This is a genomic window from Pollutibacter soli (assembly GCA_029269725.1).
Taxonomy (GTDB): Bacteria; Bacteroidota; Bacteroidia; order Chitinophagales; family Chitinophagaceae; genus Pollutibacter; species Pollutibacter soli.
Genome location: JARJHS010000009.1, coordinates 1 through 21,079, shown reverse-complemented (window position 1 = coordinate 21,079; position 21,079 = coordinate 1). Strand labels below are relative to the sequence as shown.

At 42.3% G+C, this 21,079-nt stretch carries 26 protein-coding genes; 7 read left to right on the top strand and 19 right to left on the bottom strand.

Features of this window, described 5'->3' with window-relative positions:
• Positions 1-10 precede the first annotated feature (10 nt).
• The 14 genes from rplP to P2W82_RS19505 form a co-directional block, all read right to left on the bottom strand.
• Positions 11-433: a 50S ribosomal protein L16 gene (gene rplP, locus P2W82_RS19570; protein ID WP_336517624.1), complete on the bottom strand. Its 423-nt coding sequence runs from the start codon at positions 431-433 to the stop codon at positions 11-13.
• Positions 434-493: 60 nt separating this feature from the next.
• Positions 494-1,312, bottom strand: coding sequence for a 30S ribosomal protein S3 (rpsC, locus tag P2W82_RS19565; RefSeq protein ID WP_336517623.1), 819 nt, complete (start codon positions 1,310-1,312; stop codon positions 494-496).
• Positions 1,313-1,338: 26 nt separating this feature from the next.
• Positions 1,339-1,692, bottom strand: a complete 354-nt coding sequence (gene rplV, locus P2W82_RS19560; RefSeq protein WP_336517622.1) for a 50S ribosomal protein L22 — start codon at positions 1,690-1,692, stop codon at positions 1,339-1,341.
• 55 nt (positions 1,693-1,747) lie between these two features.
• Positions 1,748-2,020: a 30S ribosomal protein S19 gene (rpsS, locus tag P2W82_RS19555; protein WP_336517621.1), complete on the bottom strand. Its 273-nt coding sequence runs from the start codon at positions 2,018-2,020 to the stop codon at positions 1,748-1,750.
• Between the two features lie 43 nt (positions 2,021-2,063).
• On the bottom strand, positions 2,064-2,903 hold the full coding sequence (gene rplB, locus P2W82_RS19550; RefSeq protein WP_336517620.1) for a 50S ribosomal protein L2: 840 nt from the start codon (positions 2,901-2,903) through the stop codon (positions 2,064-2,066).
• 42 nt (positions 2,904-2,945) lie between these two features.
• On the bottom strand, positions 2,946-3,245 hold the full coding sequence (gene rplW, locus P2W82_RS19545; RefSeq protein WP_336517619.1) for a 50S ribosomal protein L23: 300 nt from the start codon (positions 3,243-3,245) through the stop codon (positions 2,946-2,948).
• A 35-nt stretch (positions 3,246-3,280) separates the two neighbouring features.
• Entirely contained in the window at positions 3,281-3,919 is a 639-nt protein-coding gene (gene rplD, locus P2W82_RS19540; RefSeq protein ID WP_336517618.1) for a 50S ribosomal protein L4, read from the bottom strand.
• A gap of 19 nt (positions 3,920-3,938) precedes the next feature.
• A complete protein-coding gene (gene rplC / locus P2W82_RS19535) occupies positions 3,939-4,556 on the bottom strand; it encodes a 50S ribosomal protein L3 (RefSeq protein ID WP_336517617.1) in 618 nt (205 codons plus the stop codon).
• A 304-nt stretch (positions 4,557-4,860) separates the two neighbouring features.
• A complete protein-coding gene (rpsJ, locus tag P2W82_RS19530; RefSeq protein WP_336517616.1) occupies positions 4,861-5,166 on the bottom strand; it encodes a 30S ribosomal protein S10 in 306 nt (101 codons plus the stop codon).
• A 217-nt stretch (positions 5,167-5,383) separates the two neighbouring features.
• Entirely contained in the window at positions 5,384-7,528 is a 2,145-nt protein-coding gene (fusA, locus tag P2W82_RS19525; RefSeq protein WP_336517615.1) for an elongation factor G, read from the bottom strand.
• 353 nt (positions 7,529-7,881) lie between these two features.
• Positions 7,882-8,130: a hypothetical protein gene (locus tag P2W82_RS19520; protein WP_336517614.1), complete on the bottom strand. Its 249-nt coding sequence runs from the start codon at positions 8,128-8,130 to the stop codon at positions 7,882-7,884.
• A gap of 256 nt (positions 8,131-8,386) precedes the next feature.
• Complete coding sequence (rpsG, locus tag P2W82_RS19515) at positions 8,387-8,854, bottom strand: 30S ribosomal protein S7 (protein WP_336517613.1); 468 nt, start codon at positions 8,852-8,854, stop codon at positions 8,387-8,389.
• Positions 8,855-8,876: 22 nt separating this feature from the next.
• A complete protein-coding gene (rpsL, locus tag P2W82_RS19510) occupies positions 8,877-9,269 on the bottom strand; it encodes a 30S ribosomal protein S12 (protein WP_336517612.1) in 393 nt (130 codons plus the stop codon).
• Between the two features lie 120 nt (positions 9,270-9,389).
• Complete coding sequence (locus P2W82_RS19505; RefSeq protein ID WP_336517611.1) at positions 9,390-10,454, bottom strand: branched-chain amino acid aminotransferase; 1,065 nt, start codon at positions 10,452-10,454, stop codon at positions 9,390-9,392.
• Between the two features lie 77 nt (positions 10,455-10,531).
• Here P2W82_RS19505 and P2W82_RS19500 point away from each other — a divergent pair, with 77 nt between their 5' ends.
• The 5 genes from P2W82_RS19500 to P2W82_RS19480 are packed head-to-tail and all read left to right on the top strand — an operon-like array spanning position 10,532 to position 13,339.
• Positions 10,532-11,032, top strand: a complete 501-nt coding sequence (locus P2W82_RS19500) for a hypothetical protein (RefSeq protein ID WP_336517610.1) — start codon at positions 10,532-10,534, stop codon at positions 11,030-11,032.
• Positions 11,033-11,626, top strand: a complete 594-nt coding sequence (rdgB, locus tag P2W82_RS19495) for an RdgB/HAM1 family non-canonical purine NTP pyrophosphatase (protein ID WP_336517609.1) — start codon at positions 11,033-11,035, stop codon at positions 11,624-11,626.
• Between the two features lie 35 nt (positions 11,627-11,661).
• Positions 11,662-12,231: an RNA polymerase sigma factor gene (locus tag P2W82_RS19490; protein ID WP_336517608.1), complete on the top strand. Its 570-nt coding sequence runs from the start codon at positions 11,662-11,664 to the stop codon at positions 12,229-12,231.
• Between the two features lie 13 nt (positions 12,232-12,244).
• Positions 12,245-12,877: a hypothetical protein gene (locus tag P2W82_RS19485; protein WP_336517607.1), complete on the top strand. Its 633-nt coding sequence runs from the start codon at positions 12,245-12,247 to the stop codon at positions 12,875-12,877.
• 30 nt (positions 12,878-12,907) lie between these two features.
• Positions 12,908-13,339: an acyl-CoA thioesterase gene (locus P2W82_RS19480; RefSeq protein WP_336517606.1), complete on the top strand. Its 432-nt coding sequence runs from the start codon at positions 12,908-12,910 to the stop codon at positions 13,337-13,339.
• Between the two features lie 3 nt (positions 13,340-13,342).
• Here the strand turns inward: P2W82_RS19480 and P2W82_RS19475 are convergent, their stop codons facing one another.
• The 3 genes from P2W82_RS19475 to P2W82_RS19465 form a co-directional block, all read right to left on the bottom strand.
• Positions 13,343-14,074 (bottom strand): shikimate dehydrogenase family protein, encoded by a 732-nt coding sequence (locus P2W82_RS19475; protein ID WP_336517605.1) that lies wholly within the window; start codon positions 14,072-14,074, stop codon positions 13,343-13,345.
• A complete protein-coding gene (locus P2W82_RS19470; RefSeq protein WP_336517604.1) occupies positions 14,071-14,841 on the bottom strand; it encodes a phosphosulfolactate synthase in 771 nt (256 codons plus the stop codon). Before P2W82_RS19470 ends, P2W82_RS19475 begins: the two co-directional genes overlap by 4 nt.
• A 97-nt stretch (positions 14,842-14,938) precedes the next feature.
• Entirely contained in the window at positions 14,939-16,360 is a 1,422-nt protein-coding gene (locus P2W82_RS19465; protein ID WP_336517603.1) for a tetratricopeptide repeat protein, read from the bottom strand.
• A gap of 145 nt (positions 16,361-16,505) precedes the next feature.
• On the opposite strand from P2W82_RS19465, the gene P2W82_RS19460 reads away from it, so the two are divergent.
• Complete coding sequence (locus tag P2W82_RS19460) at positions 16,506-16,856, top strand: hypothetical protein (protein WP_336517602.1); 351 nt, start codon at positions 16,506-16,508, stop codon at positions 16,854-16,856.
• Positions 16,857-16,890: 34 nt separating this feature from the next.
• On the opposite strand, the gene P2W82_RS19455 is transcribed toward P2W82_RS19460, so the two are convergent.
• Positions 16,891-17,550, bottom strand: coding sequence for a hypothetical protein (locus P2W82_RS19455; protein WP_336517601.1), 660 nt, complete (start codon positions 17,548-17,550; stop codon positions 16,891-16,893).
• Between the two features lie 97 nt (positions 17,551-17,647).
• Complete coding sequence (yidC, locus tag P2W82_RS19450) at positions 17,648-19,486, bottom strand: membrane protein insertase YidC (RefSeq protein WP_336517600.1); 1,839 nt, start codon at positions 19,484-19,486, stop codon at positions 17,648-17,650.
• A gap of 212 nt (positions 19,487-19,698) precedes the next feature.
• Between yidC and P2W82_RS19445 the strand changes: the two genes are divergently transcribed.
• The gene (locus tag P2W82_RS19445; RefSeq protein ID WP_336517599.1) at positions 19,699-20,898 is read left to right on the top strand and encodes a DUF4407 domain-containing protein; all 1,200 of its coding nucleotides are present in this window, start codon (positions 19,699-19,701) and stop codon (positions 20,896-20,898) included.
• Positions 20,899-21,079: the final 181 nt, after the last annotated feature.

Genomic DNA, 21,079 nt, shown 5'->3' with positions numbered 1-21,079 from the left:
CTTAATTTGATTAAGCTGCAGAATAATCCCTGCGTGTAACGAACTTGGTTTTGATCGGCAGTTTTGCAGCCGCCAGTTCCATAGCTTCTTTTGCTACTGCTGCGGTTACTCCTTCTGCTTCGAACAGGATCCTTCCTGGTTCAACCACAGCTGCCCAGAACTCAGGGTTTCCTTTACCTTTACCCATCCTCACCTCTTGTGGCTTACGGGTAATTGGTTTGTCAGGGAAAATCCTGATCCATACATTACCCTCACGTTTCATGGCACGGGTCATTGCCTGACGTGCAGCTTCAATCTGCCTGTTCGTTAACCAGATGGGCTCCATGGCTTTCAGTCCAAATGAACCAAAAGATAAAGTGGTGCCACGTTTTGCTACTTCGCGGATCCGGCCTTTCTGTGCCTTCCTGTGTTTTGATCTCTTCGGTTGTAACATCTTGTTATGTTTCTGAATGCCTTCGCTGCCGAAACGTAAAAGGCAAAATTTTTAAAAAGATTAATTTCTCCTTTCTCTGCGATCGCCACCACCACGGTGATCTCTATCGCGATGATCTCCACCACCTCTTCTTCTGTCGCCACCATCTCTGCGGTCAGGTCTGTCACCACCAGGTGCGCCATCCCTGCGATCTCTTCTGTCGCTCACTTCACTCTTACCACCAACGAAGTTTGGATTCAGATCACGTTTAGCCAGAACCTCACCTTTACAGATCCATACCTTGATTCCGATCTTACCATACACAGTCAGCGCGAATACAGAAGCGTAGTCGATATCCATTCTGTAAGTATGCAGAGGTACACGACCCTGTTTGATTTCTTCGGTACGGGCAATTTCAGCACCACCCAAACGACCACTGATCTTTACTTTGATACCTTCAGCACCCATGCGGAGCGTAGAAGCAATCGCCATCTTGATCGCTCTTTTATAGTTAATCCTGTTCTCGATCTGTTTAGCGATGGTATCACCAACGATATTCGCATCGAGCTCAGGGCGGCGGATCTCGAGGATGTTTATCTGAACATCTTCTTTACCGGTCAGCTTTTTCAGCTCTTCTTTTATACGGTCAACTTCATTACCACCTTTACCGATAATGATACCGGGTTTGGAAGTATGGATAGTAACAATCAGCTTATTGAGTGTACGCTCGATCACGATCTTTGAAATGCCGCCCTTGTTGATACGTGCATTCAGGTAAGTACGGATCTTGTTATCCTCGATCAGCTTTCCGGCATAATCCTTCTTATTTCCGTACCAGTTACTCTCCCATCCGCGGATGATGCCTAACCTGTTACCTATCGGATTTGTTTTCTGACCCATGTATTGTGATTTGTTATGGTTATCTTTTATTTTTTAACATCAACTGGCTTAACATCTACGATTACAGTTACGTGATTACTGCGTTTACGCATCCTGTAAGCACGACCCTGTGGAGCAGGCAACATACGTTTGATACTCCTTGCACCGTCAACAAAAATGGTTTTCACTACCAGGCCGCTCACATCCCCATCTTCATTTTTCTGCTTCCAGTTGCTCACCGCAGAAAGAACCAGTTTACGCAAAGGCGTAGCACTGTGCTGCGGATGATGTTCCAGTAAAGCCACTGCTTTTTCCACCGTGATGCCACGAACCATATCAGCGAGTAAACGCATCTTGCGCGGAGAGGTGGGATAATTTCTCAGTTTTGCTACTGCTTCCATTTGATATCTTTTTCTGAATTCTTTTATTAATCTGTTCAGCTTTTCGGCTATACGTTTACGCTATCTTCTTGCTGGAATGCCCCTTGAAATTCCTGGTCGGAGCAAACTCTCCGAGTTTGTGACCAACCATGAACTCAGTTACATACACCGGAATGAATTTGTTTCCGTTATGGACAGCAAACGTGTGCCCTACAAAATCGGGAGTAATGGTGCTTCTGCGGCTCCATGTTTTCATCACCGTTTTTTTTGCCTTGCCTTCATTCATTGACTCCACTTTGCCTTCCAGTTTGGCCTGCACGTAGGGACCTTTTTTTATTGAACGAGCCATATTGCTTTAAATATTTGTACTAAAAATTGAAATAGATTTCTGATTATTTTGCCAGCTTCTTACCATCCTTACGCTGAAGAATAAGTTTATCACTGCCTTTCCCTTTTGTCCTGGTTTTTTCGCCTTTAGCGTATTTACCCGTTCTGCTTCTTGGGTGACCACCTGAAGCTTTACCTTCACCACCACCCATCGGGTGATCAACAGGGTTCATCGCAACGCCACGGTTACGCGGACGGATACCTTTCCAACGATTCCGGCCTGCTTTACCCATGCTCTCCAGGTTATGATCAGAGTTGGAAACAACACCCACTGTCGCATAACAGTTGATCAGCACTTTCCTCAACTCTCCAGAAGGCATTTTCAGCACCGCATATTTCTCTTCCTTGTTGGTCAGCTGTGCACTGGCACCTGCACTTCTGGAAATCTTACCACCCTGACCAGGCTGTAGTTCAATGTTGTGAACATTTGTACCGAGTGGCATATTTTTTAACAACAGCGCATTTCCTATTTCAGGCGCAACTTCATCACCGCTTACTACGGTCATGCCTACCTGTAAACCCTGGGGAGCAAGAATGTATCTTTTCTCACCATCGGCATAACTCAGCAATGCGATGAAAGCTGTACGGTTTGGATCATACTCAATAGAAACCACTTTCGCACTTATTCCTTTCTTGTTTCTTTTGAAGTCGATCTCGCGGAAAAGCTTTTTGCTTCCACCGCCGATATAACGCATAGCTCTTCTACCCTGGGCATTACGGCCGCCGGTCTTCTTCACACCTTTCACCAGTGATTTTTCAGGCGTATCAGTTGTGATCTCTGCATATGCATTACCGATTCTCCAGCGCGTACCAGCAGTAATCGGTTTGTATTTTTTCAGTGCCATTTTTGAATCTTTTTCCGTTTAACGGTTTATATTATCGGCCAATCAGATATTTGCGTACAGGTCAATTGTTTCTCCTTCTGCCACTACAACATAAGCTTTCTTGTAACCTGGTTTGCGACCAGTGATGATACCAGCTTTTGTGCTGCGTGCTTTTGCTTTTGAAGGAACAACTGTAGTTCTTACTTCAGCCACACTTACTGAATAAAAAGACTCAACAGCTTTTTTAATTTCCAGCTTGTTGGCTTTTCTCGCAACGCGGAAAGCGTAGATGTTACGTTTTTCCTGAAGTGCGTTCGCCTTCTCAGTCAGTATCGGTTTGATCAGTATTTCAGAAACTTTCATATTACCAATTTGAATCTGGTTAATTATCTATTATCTTATGCTGCTACCTCTTCTTCTGTTTCGTTCAGCATTTTAGCTGCAGACTCAGTAAATACCAGTACGTCTGCATTCATCAGATCGTAAGTATTGATGTCATGCAGGATCACCGGCATAACAGAAGTGATATTCCTTGCGCTTGCAAAAACATTATCATCAAAATCTGAGAATACTACCAGCGCTTTTTTACCAGCTACGTTAAGGCTTTTCAGAATTGTCGCGAAGTTTTTGGTTTTGGGTGCTTCAAACTTCAGGTCTTCTACTACAACAATTGCATCAGCTTTTGCTTTATGACTAAGAGCACTTGCTTTTGCAAGATCTTTTACTTTCCTGTTCAGTTTGATATCGTAGCCATGTGGTTTGGGTCCGAATACAGTACCACCACCTTTATATAATGGGTTACGGATATTCCCCTTACGAGCACCACCTGTACCTTTCTGACGATGAAGTTTACGGCTTGCACCATGTACTTCAGCGCGGGTTTTCACTTTATGTGTTCCCTGGTGCTGTGCAGCAAGAAATTGTTTTACTGCGAGATAAATAACATGGTTATTTGGATCCACTCCGAAAATACGGTCAGGCAGTTCCACAGACCTTCCTGCTTTTGCACCTTGTATTGTTAATACGTCTACTTGCATGTTGCTGCTGTTAAAAAGGTTATTTCTGAATCAGTACAATCGATCCGTTATGACCCGGAACCGAACCGCTTACCAGAATGAAATTTTTGTCAGGGAAAATTTTTACCACTTTCAGGCTTCTTGCTTTCACTCTTGTTCCACCCATACGACCAGCCATGCGCATACCTTTGAATACACGCGATGCATCCGATGAGTTACCGATAGAACCCGGGGCGCGCTGACGATCATGCTGACCGTGAGACTGCTGACCCACACCACTGAAACCATGGCGTTTAACAACACCCTGGAAACCTTTTCCTTTTGAAGTACCAACTACATCAACTTTATCGCCTTCAGCGAAAATGTCAACAGTAATTGATTCACCTATATTTTTTTCGAGAGAAAAATCCCTGAATTCTTTAACGAAGCGCTTGGGAGAGGAAGAAGACTTAGCGAAGTGACCTTTTTCTGATTTTGAAGAATGCTTGTCGTTTTTGTCACCATAAGCAAGCTGGAGAGCAGTATAGCCGTCCGTATCCTTGGTCTTTACCTGTGTAACCGTGCACGGTCCGGCCTCAATGATGGTGCAGGAAGTCTGCTTACCATCAGGACTGAAGATGCTGGTCATCCCGATTTTCTTACCGATAATACCTTTCATTGTTTGTGTTTTATACCACTCTCGGTTATGAGGACAGTAAGGGTAAGGATAACCCATACTTCAATCCCAGTTTGCCACCGACCTTTTCTTTTAGTCTCCAGTCGCTTTCGCTCAAACTGCAGACAGAAGTACCGATGGTAAACAAACCTCGAAGGGCTTGTTCATATTTTGATCCGGATCTGACCCGGAAAACATTTTTAATTTTCAGCGCTCCTACTTCATCCGACACTGTCGGAAAATTGGGAGATGAATTTGTAAGAACTATTGCTGACCGGAGACAACGCTTTCGTTGTTTCCTGATTTGTCAGGCTTTGATTTCAACATCCACACCGCTTGGCAGATCCAGTTTGCTCAGCGCATCAACTGTCCTTGAAGAGGAAGTGTAGATATCCAGCAAACGCTTGTGCGTTGCGAGCTGGAACTGCTCACGGCTCTTCTTGTTCACGTGCGGTGATTTCAGTACAGTGAAAATCTTTTTACGTGTAGGCAGAGGAATCGGACCAGTTACCACTGCTCCGGTGCTGCGCACGGTTTTAACGATTTTCTCTGCGGATTTATCGACCAGGTTGTGGTCGTATGACTGTAATTTTATTCTTATTCGCTGAGACATAACTGATATCCCACTTTTCAACGGGGATGCAAAGGTAAGAGGTTTAGTGATACAAGCAAAAGATTCGGCAATGAAATTTCAATTTATTTCCGCCTTTTTTCCAGAAGGCTATCTTTACGTCTAACTCAATCCCAGCCTTGGTTCCAGGGTATTTTAATCAATAAAAAACCTCCCTGGGAATTTCCCCGGAGAGGTCTTTTTATATGATTCGCTGAAATTAAGCGTTCACTTTGCCCTTTACCCTGGCGATCACCTCTTCTGCAATACCGTTTGGTGCAGGAGAATAATGTGAAAATTCCATGGTAGAAGTGGCACGGCCTGAAGACAATGACCTGAGCTGGGTCACATAACCAAACATTTCGCTAAGCGGAACTTTTGCCTTGATCACCTGCGCACCAGCACGGCTGTCCATACCCTCCAGCATACCACGGCGACGGTTAAGGTCACCTGTAACATCACCCATATACTGCTCAGGAGTGATAACCTCAATCTTCATGATCGGCTCGAGCAATACTGGTTTAGCTTTTCTTGCTGCTTCACGGAAACCTTGCCTTGCACAAAGCTCGAAGGACATGGAGTCAGAGTCAACCTGGTGGAAGCTTCCGTCAAAAATCCGCACTCTCATGTGCTCAACAGGATAGCTCGCCAACACACCTGTGTTCATTGACTGCTCAAATCCTTTCTGAATTGCAGGAATAAACTCACGTGGGATAGAACCTCCGAAGATGTCGTTCACGAACTGCATCTGTTTGCCCGGATTTTCTTTCAGCCACTCTTCTTCAGCAGGACCGAATTCAAAAACAATATCTGCGAATTTACCACGTCCACCAGTCTGCTTTTTGAGTACTTCCCTGTGTTCGATAGTAGCCTGGAAAGCCTCCTTATACGCAACCTGGGGAGCACCCTGGTTAACCTCAACTTTAAACTCACGCTTCATCCTGTCCACAATGATCTCCAAATGAAGTTCACCCATACCGCTCAATACAATCTGGCCGGTCTCTTCATCTGTCTTTACGCGTAGCGTAGGATCTTCCTCGATCAGCTTCTGGATAGCATGACCCATCTTGTCAACATCAGCCTGAGCTTTCGGCTCAACCGCAATTGCAATTACCGGTTCAGGGATGAACATGTTTTCAAGAACGATCGGGTGATTTTCATCACAAAGTGTATCTCCGGTTTTAATCTCTTTGAAACCTACTGCAGCTCCAATATCGCCAGCCTCGATAAAATCGATCGGATTCTGCTTATTCGCATGCATCTGCATGATACGGCTGATCCTTTCATTTTTACCACTACGCATATTCTTTACATAGGAACCTGCATCGAGCTTACCGCTGTAACAACGGAAGAAGGCCAGACGACCTACGAATGGATCTGTCATGATTTTGAACGCCAGTGCAGCAAATGGTTCTTTTGCATCCGGCTTTCTGGAAATTTCTTCGCCAGTTTCAGGATCTGTCCCCTTTATCGCACCGATGTCCATTGGACTAGGGAGGTACCTTACTACGCAATCAAGAAGAGTCTGCACACCTTTATTCTTGAAAGCTGAACCGCAAAGCATTGGCACTATCGACATATCAATTGTTGCCTTACGGATCGCAGTATGAATTTCACCTTCAGTGATCGTATTCGGATCGTCAAAAAATTTCTCCATCAATTTATCATCATACTCAGCTACTGCTTCGATCAATTGACCTCTCCAGTAATCTGCTTCTTCCTTCATATCCTCAGGAATCCCAACTTCCTGGTAGGTTGCACCCAGACCAGCTTCATCCCAGATAATACCTTTCATGGTGATCAGATCAACAATTCCTTTGAAATTGTCTTCTGCACCAATAGGTAACTGCAGTGGAACTGATTTTGCACCCAGCATCTCACGAACCTGCTTTACTACATTCAGGAAGTCTGCACCTGCACGATCCATCTTGTTTACAAATCCAAGACGCGGTACCCGGTAACGATTAGCCTGGCGCCAAACTGTCTCAGACTGCGGCTCAACTCCATCTACTGCAGAGAACAATGCAACGAGACCGTCAAGCACACGCATAGAACGTTCCACTTCCACCGTAAAATCCACGTGGCCCGGAGTATCGATGATATTGAACTTGTATTTTTTAGTATCTGGTAAAGCCTTTCCCTGCGTGGTTGGAAAATTCCAGAAACAGGTTACCGCTGCGGAAGTAATAGTGATGCCCCTTTCTTTTTCCTGCTCCATCCAGTCGGTTGTAGCTGCACCATCGTGAACCTCACCGATTTTGTGTGACTGCCCGGTATAGTATAATATACGCTCAGTACAGGTGGTCTTACCGGCATCAATATGCGCCGCAATACCAAAATTTCTCTGAAATGATAAGTCTGCCATGACTGTTTTAATTATAATTTTTGAACCTCTGTCCGAGCGGCAGAAGTATTGTGAACTTCCAATACTGATATTTCTGCCATCAATCAAAAAGAACGATCCTAAATGATTGATTTTCAACAGCTAAAATTTCAGCAAAAAACCCTTCGGATTTGAGCGTGCAAAGGTAAAAATAAAAACCGATCTGGCAAGAAACCTTTTCCGTTTAACATAAAACGTTCAACCTGCCTTGCATGCAGGCAGTTGTTAAACGCAAAAGAAAACCGCCCGGTGGGGCGGTTCCATGACCTAACCTAATGAAGCAAAACACAAAAAAATATGAGCAATTTGACAGGGTCAGGTTATCTGTGTTAATTTTATTTAGCTTCGGAAATATCGTCGCCTTTGATTCGGAAATTTACCTGAGGCATATTATAAACCTTGTTCTCTCCACATACATGACCGGACAATGAAAAACCGGAAACCATCATTTTCAGGGGAAATTTCGCGTTGCAGTTTTTATCGTGTGTAGTATGCCCTGAATTGATTTTTGAGTAGAAGAAAGAGATCGCCAACAGGAGGGCAAAATATCCAGACGCTTTGATTAATCCTGGCTTGGTTTTCATAAATACTGATTTTCAGATTTCGGGTTAGAATACGAGTATAAAATAAGTCCCAAATCTGATGAAAAACAAGCCTGTTAACAGCTGCAAAAAAAGGGAAAAGGGGATGGAAAATGGCTTTGAGCCTAATACTTACGGTTTTACGAAGTAGATTTCCCAATGATTCCATTAACACCTTTCGATCAATGAATCGATTTTTTCGATAAAAAAAGCCACACGCTAAAGGCGTATGGCTGTAAAAAACATCAACTATATGATTTTATACCCTGAAGTGAGCGAAAGCTTTGTTTGCTTCAGCCATTCTATGAGTATCTTCTTTCTTTTTAAACGCACCGCCTTCACCTTTGGCTGCTGCTACGATTTCGTTAGCAAGTTTATCAGCCATGCTACGTCCATTCCTTTCGCGGGCAAAACGAACCAGCCATTTGATACTAAGTGAAATTTTCCTGTCAGGGCGAACTTCAGATGGAATCTGGAAAGTTGCGCCACCAATTCTGCGGCTACGTACTTCAACACCCGGAGTAACATTTGATAATGCTTTCCTCCAAATATCATAACCGTTTTCCCCGGTCTGCTTGCTCACTTTATCCAGCGCATCGTAAAATATTGTCAGAGAAGCATCTTTTTTACCCTGCCACATAATGTTGTTTACAAAGCGGCTAACCAGCGTATCATTATACTTTGGATCAGCTGCTAAGGGTAACTTTTTTGCTTTTGCTTTCCTCATTATTGAAAATTTCTAAGATTGATTATTTTTTACCGGCTGCTGCCTTTTTATCGCGTTTGGTACCGTATTTAGAACGGCTCTTCTTCCTATCCTTCACACCTGCAGTATCGAGGCTTCCACGTACGATATGGTAACGCACACCTGGCAAATCCTTAACACGACCACCACGGATTAACACGATTGAGTGCTCCTGGAGGTTGTGCCCTTCACCCGGGATATATGCGATAACCTCAACTTTATTTGTCAGTTTAACTTTCGCTACTTTACGAAGTGCTGAGTTCGGTTTTTTAGGAGTTGTAGTATACACACGTGTACATACACCACGACGCTGAGGGCACGCATCCAGAGCCCTGGATTTGCTTTTCGCCCTGATGATTTCTCTACCTTTTCTTACTAATTGCTGAATAGTTGGCATTCTACCCTATTTTAACAGGACGGCAAAGGTAGGGGTAAATTTTCAAACACCAAAAGAGAAAATATAAAAATCAGTCAAAAAAATACGGAGCTGATTTATCCCGCTTTATCCAGCGGAAAATCAAATTCTGTATAACCAGCCGTGCTTATCTGCGATGCGACCTTCCCTGATATCTGCCATCTGCTGTTTGATCATTGCCGACACCTTACATTCTGCCGGATTAAATGTCAATACCTCCCTGATATATTTAAGTTCTTTTATCAATGAAATGGTAGCTGCAGTTCCTGTTCCGAAAACTTCTTTAAGATCGCCTTTTTTGTACGCTTCAACAACTTCATCAATTGAAATAGGCCGCTCTTCGACTTTCAATCCGGCTTCCTCCAGCAATGTCAGTACGGAATCCCTCGTAACGCCAGCGAGAATTGTCTGTGATTCAAGATCAGGGGTTATGGCTTTATCTCCTATAATAAAGAAAACATTCATAGTTCCGATCTCCTGGATATATTTATGTTCCAAAGCATCGGTCCATAATACCTGGTCGTATCCCTGTTTACGAGCGACTGAAGTTGCCTTCATCGCCGCTGCATAGTTGCCCGCAGTTTTTGCAAAACCAACACCACCGGGAGCGGCACGAACAAAATTTTCCTCTACATATATTTTCATTGGTTCAGCATAGTATGGTCCGGTAGGACTCAAAATGATGAGGAACTTATACGTTTCAGAAGGTTTCACTCCTATGACTTCGTCTGAGGAAAACATGAATGGCCTGATATATAAACTGTGTTCAGGTCTCGATGGAATCCAGCTGTTGTCTAATTCTATCAGCTGACGCATGCCTTCGATAAATATTTCTTCCGGAACTACTGGCATCTCCATCCTGTCTGCGGAAATATTGAATCTCTTATAATTATCGAATGGTCTGAAAATAAACGAATCGCCATTTGAATGCTTATAAGCTTTAATACCTTCAAAAATTGCCTGACCGTAGTGAAGTGCGGCAAGCGAAGGTTCAAGCAGCAGTGGCTGATAAGGTTTTATCTCTACGTTTTTCCATACGCCGTTTTCAAAATCTGCCTCCAGCATATGATCTGAAAAATATTTCCCGAACGGAAGATGATCCAGATTGATATCCTGTAATTTTGATCTTTCCACCTTTGTAATCTTCATTCCCGATGCTGCAACCATAAAGTTTATTTGTACACAAATAAACAAAAAAAGCCCTAACCTGTAGCGTTAAACAACATATAAACCATACCGAGCACATGAATTTTGAAGATTTTCAATTGCCCGCATCCATCATCAGAAATTTATATAAGGATTCATTATACGACCTGAATGAAAATAGTACTCAAGAAAAATCGGCTGATAGTCTGAAAAATCACACGCTTGGGGACAATCAGCAGAAGATCCTTGTACTTATAAAAGACAAATCCGTACCGGTAATTTCGGATGAGGACCTTGCTGTGCTCAACAGAATTCTGGCAGCATGTAAATTATCATTGAGAGATATTTCACTGTCGAATATTGCAGAATTTGAAACAACGGGTTATGAATTCATTTTCAATCAATTTCAACCGCAGACAATGTTAATGCTGGGAGTGGCTCCATCTGAAATTGACCTCCCGGTTAATTTTCCATTATATAATATATATCAGTTCAGTAAAATAAAAATGGTGGCAGCGCCGGACCTATCCACCATTGAAGCAAATAAGGAAATAAAGAAAAGTCTCTGGACAAGCTTACAAAAATTATTTCTCAGCTAGATGGGTACCATGAAGCTTATCGCTGCAACGCATAATCCCAACAAAGCAAGGGAAATCAAAAGAATTTTAAAATACAGATATGAAATCCTCACTCTCGAAGAAGCTGGAATTACCGAATCAATTCCAGAACCCTGGGATACGCTGGAGGAAAATGCTTACCAGAAATCTTCGGTGATCTACAGTATAACGAATGCCAATTGTTTTGGTGAAGACACTGGTCTTGAAGTAACAGCCCTCGACGGCAGGCCGGGCGTCAAAACCGCACGATATGCGGGTGAAAATGCTACGGCTGAGATGAATCTGGCCAAACTTCTTGACGCATTGAAAGACAAGGACGATCGTGATGCACGGTTCAGAACCATTATATCATTAATTGTCAACGGTGAAGAATACAGGTTTGAGGGAGTCTGCGAAGGCAAAATCAGCAAGGAAAAATCCGGAGAAAACGGATTTGGTTATGACCCAGTGTTTATTCCCAATGGCTCGGAAAAAACCTTCGCAGAAATGGGTGATTCGGAAAAGGATAAATTCAGTCATAGACGCAAAGCGTTGGAAAAGATGGGAAGTTTTTTGGAAAAATTTGAATTTCATTGAAAAATGGATTGCTTTGCGATCAATTTTGATTTTTTTTGCAATTAAGAATGAATACAGGCAACCATACGGTATCTGATTCCGACTTAATCCGGGGTTGCCTGGACGGAGACAGTAAAATGCAGGAATTGCTCTACCAGCGATTTTCACCAAAGATGTACGCAGTTTGTATGCGTTATTCCGGAAACGCTGAAGATGCACAGGACATATTACAGGAAGGTTTTATTAAAGTGTACAAGAACCTCGGCAAATTCAGAGGTGAGGGTTCTTTCGAAGGCTGGATTCGACGGATTTTTGTGAACACGGCGATTGAACATTACAGAAAGTCGGTTCATCTTTATCCGGTTACAGAATCGCAGGAAAGGTCGATGGAAGATAAAGACTGGTCCACATTTGACCATCTCGCGCTGAAAGACCTGGTGAAGATTATCAGGGATTTATCTCCCGGCTACAGAACAGTTTTCAACCTGTATGTAGTCGAAGGATACACGCACAGGGAAATCGCTGAGATGATGGGTATAAGCGAGGGCACGAGTAAGTCGCAGTTAGCACGAGCAAAGACAATTTTGCAGAACGTCATTTTGAAACAACAAAAGCAGAAGCACTAAACCGATTGCGGTTATGCAGTGGCAACAGAAATTATATCAATACACTGAAGAACCTCCTGAGCAAGTTTGGGAATTGCTGAAAAAGGAACTTGAAAAAGAACCTTTTCAATTGCGTAGTTCCCTTGATGCACTGGAGGAAGAGCCTCCCACCGGAGCCTGGGATCTGATCAAAGCAGGAATCAATGCTGAGTCAGTTACCGAAACTGAAACAACCACCGAGACTCCGGTAGTCAGATTTCACAGAAAAAGAATCTTCGCCTACGCGGCGGTGATAGCTTCAACCCTTTTAATTATTTCTGCATTGGTAAATCTTATCAGGAATGAAAATGAAGGCCTGAATGCAGAAAGTATCAGGACAAGTATCGGGGCCGGAGAGTCCAAAAAAATACAGCCGCAGGTTTCATATTCTGATTCTAATTATATCCTGGTTCCTGCAAACGATGGTAGTTACAACAGAGTGTCTTACAAGCTGAATGATATGGTAAAGTCAGTATACAATACAGGTCAGCAGGATAGCCAGGTAAGGCAGCGTTGGAATAACACCTTACTTCGCTGGAAACAGAAAATGGAACACTCACAATTTATGCCAACCGGTTCCAACTTCTTTGATCTTGCGGAAATGGCTGATGTGATTGACGAGAAATAACATCGATCCTTACATTGCCGAACGGACATCATGGGCAAAAACAATATCATAGTTCCATCATCTTTCGACTTTCAGACAAATATTCCGGTTCGGATTACTGACATAAATTATGGCGGACATTTGGGAAACGACAGTGTGCTTTCAATCGCACATGAAGCGCGCATGCAGTTTCTGTCTTCATTAGGATTTTCCGAAATGAATTTCGGAGGTGTCAGTTTGATAATGTCAGAACTGGCGGTTGATTTTAAAGCAGAATTGATGTACGGTGATACAGCGATTATTGGTGTTGCTGTTTCCGATATTTCCAAAGTGACTTTCGACCTGGTTTACCAGATAAAATCTGATAAGAATGGCAAACATATAGTAGCCGCGAACATTCGTACCGGCATGGTTTGTTTTGACTATGAAACAAAAAGAATCAGACCGATACCTGAGGGGGTGTTGAAAATAATAAAGCCCTGAATTTTATGAGTTCCAGATCTTCCAGCTTTCTTCAGCCTGCACAACAAGCATTTCTTCACCATTTTGAATAGCTGATCCTTTCTCTTCTGCGAGTTGAAGAAATTTTGTTTTAGCGGGATTATAAATGAGATCAACGCAGAGATGATTTCCGGTGATTGCACTGTATGGAATTGAGGGTGCATCCCCGATTCCGGGATACATTCCTACAGGACTGGTATTGATAATCAGTAAATGCTCCTTCACTATTTCTTCCGTCAGATCATCGTATGTAATTACACCAGGCGCAGGGTTTCTGCTGACAGATATTCTTTCTATATTTTGAATATCGAGAACATAATTCACCGCTTTCGATGCGCCACCGGTACCAAGCACCAAAGCTCTTTTGTGTTTGGGATTCAACTGTCGGTTAAGAATAAACGAAAAACCCGCTACATCTGTGTTGTGACCAGTTAACTCGCCATTTTGAATTCTTATGCAGTTACAAGCTCTGATCGTATTGACCACCGGAGACGCATTTGTGAGATAGGGAATCACCTTTTCTTTATAAGGTATTGTCACATTCAATCCTTGTAATTCAGGATTGCTGTGAATCAGTTCCGGAAACGCATCTATGGTTTCGATCGGGTAATTGTCATATACACAATCGCCGATTTTTTCAGTCTGAAATTTCCGGGCGAAATATTTTTTCGAGAATGAATGGCTCAACGGAAATCCAATCAATCCATATTTCTTCATGACTGCGCCTTGTTCAGGAAAAGGTCGAAAGTATCTCCCCTTAAACCCAGCCTCATTGTTTCCAATGGAATTATTTCGGTTGGTGCGATATTGCCGAGGTTTACATTACACCCGAGCAATTCGATAAAATACAATTGCTGTGCTTTTTGCGGAGCTTCCCAAATGATTTTTTCACCAGGTATTTGAGTGAGAATTTCCTGTACCAGACCTTCACGGACTTCACCGCTTCCGCGATAGATACCCACGTTACCGGCTTCGCGTGCTTCAGCAATTACATAAGAAGATCCCGCTTCCAGTTCAGCTTTCATCAGTTCTATCCACTTGTATGGCGGGATTATGTGTGCAGCATCCTTACTACCAACTTCGCTAAGAACTATTCCGTGTTTGGTGAGTTTTTCGATGTAGCCACATTTTTCAGCGTGTGGAATTGTAATGGAACCATCGCTTACCTCCATATAACGGACACCGTAATCTTTGCAGACGCTGATATAGTCATCAAACTGACCACGAATCAGGAATGCTTCGAAGAGTGTTCCACCAAAATAAATGGGAATATCATGCGAATGATACAGTTCTATTTTTTCACGGAGATTAGGTGTTACAAAGGATGTTCCAAATCCAAGTTTCACTATATCCACATGGGGCTTTCCGATACTCAAAAAATTCCTCGCTTCCTCAATGCTCAGGCCCTTGTCCATTACCATCGTCAATCCGGACTTACGCGGTTTTGGTATGCGTTCCGGAATTTGAGAGAGGTTAAAGTTCATTAATCTGCTGGGTTAAAATTTGTGCAATATTAAGAAAGAAAACGGGGAGTTGCGTTGAAGGAAATTCAAATATCAGAGCTGATTATTGATGGACTTTTCAGATTGAACGGCTTCTTTTGAATCTGGCTACGATATCGACTACCTGCTGGTTCTGCAGCAGTGAAGGATTTAATAGCAGCATTTTCCGGAGCATTTTCGGAGCTTTCTCCATTGCACTCTCCAACATGAGTAATGCTTCTTTTGATCTTCCCTGGGCAAAAAGTATGGCGCAATGATAGAAAAGGAAAACAGGTTTCCCCATGGTGATTTTTAATGCTGCAGTTACGTGTTTTTCTGCTTCATCAAAATTTTTAGCTGCGTAAAGACATCTGATCAGAGCATCCCATCCTGCACTTTTCCTTGGCCGGTTATGTACCACGTTCGAGAAGTATTGGATGGCCTCTTTCTGCCGTCCGATCTGCATTTGAGCCTCACCCATAGCAAGGTTAAATTCCGGCTGCATTTTGTTTATACGAAGTGCCTGCTCAAGGTACTTGATGGCCTGTGGCCATATTTTTTCATTGATATATGTGCCGGCAATTTTGAAATGCAACTTTGCATCTTCCGGGTTCAGGTGTGATGCTTTCCTGTAGTAAAACCTGGCCTGTGCGTAGTTTTTCAGTTTATCATAACAGTGTCCGATCGCTTCATAAATCACATCTTCAGGTCTTGTAAGTTCTACTACCCTTTCTAATGCATCAATGGCATCTTTGTACTTACGCAGACGGATATACGCGTCAGCCATATTCCTGTAGGCGTAATCGAATTTTTCATTGATGACAAGTGCATATTTGTATGCATCTATGGATTTCTCATACAGCTTCAACCCCTGGTACGCTGCTGCCAGGTTAAACCAGGCAAGTTCGTTATAGGGATATTCATCTATTACGAGTTGATGCAGCCTGATGCTTTCTTCATTTCTTCCTGTGAAATCAGTCCAGAAACATATCTTGTAAAGCGCTTCCTCATTATTCGGATCGTATTCCAGGATGAGCTTTAAACAGTCGAATATTTTGTCGAATTCCTCATAATCATCGTATACATCCGCAAGCTCGAAAAGGAGATTTAATCTTTCTTCTCCCTCAAACAGGTCAATTGCTTCTTCCAGCAATTTCACTGCTTTTTCCTGTTGATCCAGTGCGAGGTAGGCATCTGTCCGCAAAATATAGATATCGATATCTGTACTATCAAGGATTTCAGCCTGTTCGAGTAAGTCCAGGGCCTTATTGTATTGCCTGGCTGCAATGAGTAAATCAGCCTTTTTAATGAAAAGGGAAGAAGAAAAAGGGAATTGGGAAATGCCTGCCTCAGCCGCCTCTATAGCACGGTTAAGCTCGTCCATATCGTCAAAATGGTCAATAATTCGTTCGAATGATTCCTCGTCAAGAAAGGAGTTTGGGCGGCCTGCTTTCAGGTTCTCGTATTGATTCAGTAATTCGCGTATATTTTCGTGTTCCTGACGGTAGGGATTTATACTCATTTGTTGCAGGTTCTTGAAAGTTAAGATTTAAAACGGAAAGCCCCAATTTTAGGCAACCTTTTTTAATAAACTACGTTAATACATTATTAAAGTTTCTCCCTGGACACTTGATTTTATAAAAACTTTTTAATTATATTTGTAGCACATGGACAAACCAAAACATAGCACCTTAAAAAATGTTTGCAAAAAAATTGCCACCATCTTCGTGGTGATCGCTTTTACGCAGACTGTTTTTGCTGTTGACGGAACCATGAATGGTGGAGGATCCAAATCAAAGAAATCATCATTCTCAAGTATTAAAAAGAACCTGAACATTTCTCTGAATTCAGGTTATAATATCTCGAACAAAACTTTTGGTTCAAGAAGGGCTGATAAGGTTACGACCCTCAATTCAATGATGGCGTACCAAAAAGGCAATGTGACCATCTTTATCCCTTACAAAACCAAAACTTTCCTGCAGAAATTCAAAACTCCGATGGCTCCTGCTATCAGGTAATTCTTCGCTGCAAATTCCAATTCTGTTGATTTTTTTACTGACCTGGGCGTTTTGTGCTTTCTTCATAGGTCATTTCCCGGTATCCTGAAGTGGGAATTTCAAACCTTCCTACCGGAACCGGATCAAAGCTGATTTTAGAAGCGGTATATTTTATTTTCATCTTACCCTGGATGGACTCATATTCCAAAGGAAGACCCGGCAGATTTTTAAACTGAGCATCATATTCTGCATTTTCAGGAACGATATCAGGAGTATAGAATACCGTGAAAGAACTTCCGTCTTTCAAAACTGCTTCTGCTTTTTCACATTTATAGCCAGCAATCATTTTTGTTTCGCCAGTCTTTTTAAAAACGATTCCGCTATATTTCTTGTTCTTGTCGGTCCAGTTTGCGCGATTCATTTTTATCAGCAACTTCTGAGAGCCGAAATCCCTTAGTACAACGCCGGTTCCCGTACGATGATCAAAAATTGTTGTTGTGCTACCTAATGCGCTGCTAAGTTCTGAACGACTCATTGTTCCCTTTAGCAATAAGGTAGCTTTTGCACCGTCAAACATATCAGCCATTTTAGGTTCTGTAGTTCCTGTTTGCACAGATACATCATATTGTATTGATCCCTCAGATAACGTCTTCTGAGCAAAAAGATTTGTAGAAAATACGATCAGTATAACGGGGAAGAGAATGCTCTTCTTCATATGTTATTTATAAATTGGATTAAAGATAATCAAATCCCTTCGCGGGTTGCAGGCGTAACTGTTAAAAGAATGACCCGCATTGCGGGCCATGTATTGATTATTTTTTCTGATTGTTCTTTTTCATCTGATCCACCTTCTTCTGTGTCTCCTGCATCTGTTCTAATCGCTCCTGCCATTTGGGTTTCGTGCGCGGCTTCTTTTTGTTTTCTTCCAGCTGCGCCAGGATCTTATCATGATTGATGATGTAATTCTGAATTACAAACTGCAATATAAGCGTAATTACGTTGGACACAGTGTAATACCATGTTAATGCTGAAGGAAGGCTATTGAATATGCCCAATAACAAAACCGGGAAAATATATGGCATGTATTTCAACACAGGATTATTCTGATCCGGTGTCATACTCATACTGTACAGAGAAATCAACAAACTTGTTACAACCGCGAGTATGGTAAATAAACTGATGTGACTTCCTATAAACGGAAGCTCGTAACTCCATTTAATCACAGCATCATAACTGGACAAGTCGTTCGCCCACCAGAATTTTTCTCCGCGGAGCGCAATATTGGAGTTAAAGAAACTGTATAGCGCAAAGAATATCGGTATCTGTAAAAGTGCCGGAATACAACCACCCAAAGGGTTAACCCCTGCGGTTCTGAACAATTTCATCTGTTCCATGCTGAATGCCTGCTGATCCTCCTTGTATTTCGCTTTAAGGATATCAATTTCAGGACGTAAAGCTTTCATTTTCGCACCACTCAGGTAACTGCTGTACACCAGTGGAGAAGTAAGCAACCGGATGAAAATGGTCAGCAAAGCAATCACCAGTCCATAACTAACAACAAACTTTGTGAAAAAATTGAATACCGGTAATACTATCCACCGGTTGATATATTTTACAAACGCATAAAAGCCCTGACCCAGATTTACCAGGTCTTCCATGTCATTTTTATAACTCTTCAGAATTTTAAAATCATTCGGTCCGTAATAAATCCGGTATTTCAAAGGAATGTCCGAACCTACAGGAATGGTAGATCTGAGATTGGTTACTGCACTTGCCACGATCTGAGTTGAATCGTGTGGAACCTGACAGTTAATCTCAGCATAAGAAAAACCACTCTCCGCAATGACAGTCGTGTTAAAAAATTTCTGTTTAAGACTGATCCACTTCACGCCTTCTTCAAATTTCTTGTTCAGTCCGTCTCCCATTGTGAAGTAGTCAAATCCATCTCCTTCCAACAATCCGATTTGCGTTTCTCTCTTCTCACCCTTGATATCATATTCATGCTGAACAGCCCTTGTCTGCCAGAGCAGATTAAGCGCATTCTGGGTAAACAATTTGTCTGCACCTTTCAGATTCACTGCCCAATCGACCATGTACTGATCTTTGCTCAATGTAAATACATGCTCTATGCTTTTGCCGGTTGAATCGCCAAGGCGATAAGAAATTGATTGACTCCCGTCAGGATTTGATTTTACATCTCCGCCACTGAAATACAGATCAATTATGCTGGCGGTGTTATTCGTACCAGTATTGATCATGTATGACAATTTATCGAAAGATGTATCGACCATTCTCACCTGGGAACTATCAACCGATTTGTACTTCTTCAGATCTACAATCTTCGGTTGCCCGCCTTTGTTGGAAAAAACGATGCGTACCAGGTCATTTTCAAGTGTTTTCAATTCTTCTGTTCCCTGGCCCTGCTGGATCAGGCTCCCTGTGGCTGGCACCTGAACGTTGGAGTCGGGAATTTGTGTAATTACAGGAGCATTTGAAGTATCATTTCGACGGGGCAGTTTTGCCAATGAGTCCTGCGTAGCCTTCTGCTTTTTTTCAAGCTCGATCTGACCCTGCCTTGTAAAGTAGAAATAGCCAAAAAACAATACAGCCAACAACACAAAACCAATCACCGAATTTCTATCCAGTTTCATTTGAAATCGTTTATCAAAATTTGAGCGGCAAAGGTAACAAAGGACGGGAACTTTGAAGGAATGTTTTCCGGTGGTGGCTTTGACAGCTTTTTAACAGCTAATCAATACTTTGAGACCGCAAATCACGTTTTCCTGATAGCTTTACATCTCCTTCCAACCTGTCGGATTGTTTTAGCGTCTCCCTGTCTGTTGAAACGGTAAAACAGACTTTAATGGCAAATCAACCAATTTCGGTTGCGCAGCGCGCAACCTATGAACCTTCTGCATTTCAGGAATTTTTATGGTGGCTTTCCACTGCCGAAAAAGAAATCGTATCAGAATGCGTGATCGACAGAAACCGATATTCAATCGTCGGTATGATCGTGATGACGACGTGGCTTTTTGCAACCCTGGCATGGACTTACTTTTTTTCTACCGCAATCGAGTCGGCCTGGATATTTGTTCCGCTGGGTCTGTTCATGGGATTTATTATCCTGAGTATCGACAGGGCCCTGATTAAAGGCATTCATTCAGGAAACAAAAAGAAAATCCGGCCTTACCTGTTCCGAGGATTACTCGCACTGACCATCGGTGTTTTTATGGCGCAACCTGCAATTCTTTATTTGTTTGATAAAGAAATCAAAGTACAGATCAGCCTGGACAATGAAGGCAGAAAACAACGCAAAGCAAATGAGCTGGACACGCTGTACCAGAAAAAGAAACTGGAGCTGACACAGGAAAAAAATTCAATCGACGACAAAGAGCAGTCGTTACTTAAAGATGTCAATCTCGCTCGTGAAAATTACATCCGCGAAGCTGATGGTACGGGTGGTACCGGCAAAGTGGGTATTGAAAGAATAGCTCTCGCAAAAAAAGCAGAATATGAAAAACTGGATGCTGAATTCCAGGCCCTGATAAGAGTCAATCAGCCAGGAAAAGATCAGATCCAATCTTCTCTTCAAAGCATCGACTCCACAAAGAGAAAAGAAGAAGAACTATTTGCAGCAACATTGAACAACGGTTTTCTTACGCGCGCGGAAGCCTTGAACAATCTTTTGAAAGGTAATGATGCATTAAAATACAGGTATTACCTGATTGTAGCAATATTGATGTTGATTGAACTCATGCCGATCATTGCCAAATCACTATTACCGGCAGGAAGTTATGAGCAGAAGGCGATGCTTCGCGAAGAGATGGAAAAGAATATGGCTTTTGATAATATCCAAAAAGAGAAGGCGCTCAAAACACTATACAATGAACTCGCCTACGAAAATGATGCAGATATGATCCGCGGGTTTTTCAATCTTACAAAAGAAGACAGGGAAGAAAAAATCAGATCTCTTTCTACAAGATTCCGCGAGGATAATAACAGAAGTTTTGACGGAATGTGGAATGAAATAAAGAGAGATATATTGAGTAAGCAGGAGAATTAAAAGAACCCAGACCTGACAATTCCTGACAGAGATTAATTTATAGACAAACGTTACCTGGACCTGTTGGTTTTGATTAAACTGCAAATAAAAGAGGCTGTCTCAAAAGTAAAATGAGGCAGCTTTTTTTATTTTCAGTTTTGGATATAGGTTTATACACAATTGAGCTGTATAAAAAGGAGGT

Bases quoted from the DNA above. Each gene is read 5' to 3' on its own strand.
- rplW (WP_336517619.1), bottom strand. From the start codon at position 3,245: ATGAAAGTTTCTGAAATACTGATCAAACCGATACTGACTGAGAAGGCG.
- P2W82_RS19460 (WP_336517602.1), top strand. From the start codon at position 16,506: ATGGACAAACCAAAACATAGCACCTTAAAAAATGTTTGCAAAAAAATT.
- rplB (WP_336517620.1), bottom strand. From the start codon at position 2,903: ATGGCACTGAAAAAATACAAACCGATTACTGCTGGTACGCGCTGGAGA.
- P2W82_RS19445 (WP_336517599.1), top strand. From the start codon at position 19,699: ATGGCAAATCAACCAATTTCGGTTGCGCAGCGCGCAACCTATGAACCT.
- rpsC (WP_336517623.1), bottom strand. From the start codon at position 1,312: ATGGGTCAGAAAACAAATCCGATAGGTAACAGGTTAGGCATCATCCGC.
- fusA (WP_336517615.1), bottom strand. From the start codon at position 7,528: ATGGCAGACTTATCATTTCAGAGAAATTTTGGTATTGCGGCGCATATT.
- rplC (WP_336517617.1), bottom strand. From the start codon at position 4,556: ATGAAAGGTATTATCGGTAAGAAAATCGGGATGACCAGCATCTTCAGT.
- rplV (WP_336517622.1), bottom strand. From the start codon at position 1,692: ATGGAAGCAGTAGCAAAACTGAGAAATTATCCCACCTCTCCGCGCAAG.
- rplP (WP_336517624.1), bottom strand. From the start codon at position 433: ATGTTACAACCGAAGAGATCAAAACACAGGAAGGCACAGAAAGGCCGG.
- rpsL (WP_336517612.1), bottom strand. From the start codon at position 9,269: ATGCCAACTATTCAGCAATTAGTAAGAAAAGGTAGAGAAATCATCAGG.
- yidC (WP_336517600.1), bottom strand. From the start codon at position 19,486: ATGAAACTGGATAGAAATTCGGTGATTGGTTTTGTGTTGTTGGCTGTA.
- rdgB (WP_336517609.1), top strand. From the start codon at position 11,033: ATGGGTACCATGAAGCTTATCGCTGCAACGCATAATCCCAACAAAGCA.
- P2W82_RS19505 (WP_336517611.1), bottom strand. From the start codon at position 10,454: ATGGTTGCAGCATCGGGAATGAAGATTACAAAGGTGGAAAGATCAAAA.
- P2W82_RS19470 (WP_336517604.1), bottom strand. From the start codon at position 14,841: ATGAACTTTAACCTCTCTCAAATTCCGGAACGCATACCAAAACCGCGT.
- rpsS (WP_336517621.1), bottom strand. From the start codon at position 2,020: ATGGCTCGTTCAATAAAAAAAGGTCCCTACGTGCAGGCCAAACTGGAA.
- P2W82_RS19455 (WP_336517601.1), bottom strand. From the start codon at position 17,550: ATGAAGAAGAGCATTCTCTTCCCCGTTATACTGATCGTATTTTCTACA.
- rpsJ (WP_336517616.1), bottom strand. From the start codon at position 5,166: ATGTCTCAGCGAATAAGAATAAAATTACAGTCATACGACCACAACCTG.
- P2W82_RS19500 (WP_336517610.1), top strand. From the start codon at position 10,532: ATGAATTTTGAAGATTTTCAATTGCCCGCATCCATCATCAGAAATTTA.
- P2W82_RS19485 (WP_336517607.1), top strand. From the start codon at position 12,245: ATGCAGTGGCAACAGAAATTATATCAATACACTGAAGAACCTCCTGAG.
- P2W82_RS19520 (WP_336517614.1), bottom strand. From the start codon at position 8,130: ATGAAAACCAAGCCAGGATTAATCAAAGCGTCTGGATATTTTGCCCTC.
- P2W82_RS19465 (WP_336517603.1), bottom strand. From the start codon at position 16,360: ATGAGTATAAATCCCTACCGTCAGGAACACGAAAATATACGCGAATTA.
- P2W82_RS19475 (WP_336517605.1), bottom strand. From the start codon at position 14,074: ATGAAGAAATATGGATTGATTGGATTTCCGTTGAGCCATTCATTCTCG.
- rplD (WP_336517618.1), bottom strand. From the start codon at position 3,919: ATGCAAGTAGACGTATTAACAATACAAGGTGCAAAAGCAGGAAGGTCT.
- rpsG (WP_336517613.1), bottom strand. From the start codon at position 8,854: ATGAGGAAAGCAAAAGCAAAAAAGTTACCCTTAGCAGCTGATCCAAAG.
- P2W82_RS19480 (WP_336517606.1), top strand. From the start codon at position 12,908: ATGGGCAAAAACAATATCATAGTTCCATCATCTTTCGACTTTCAGACA.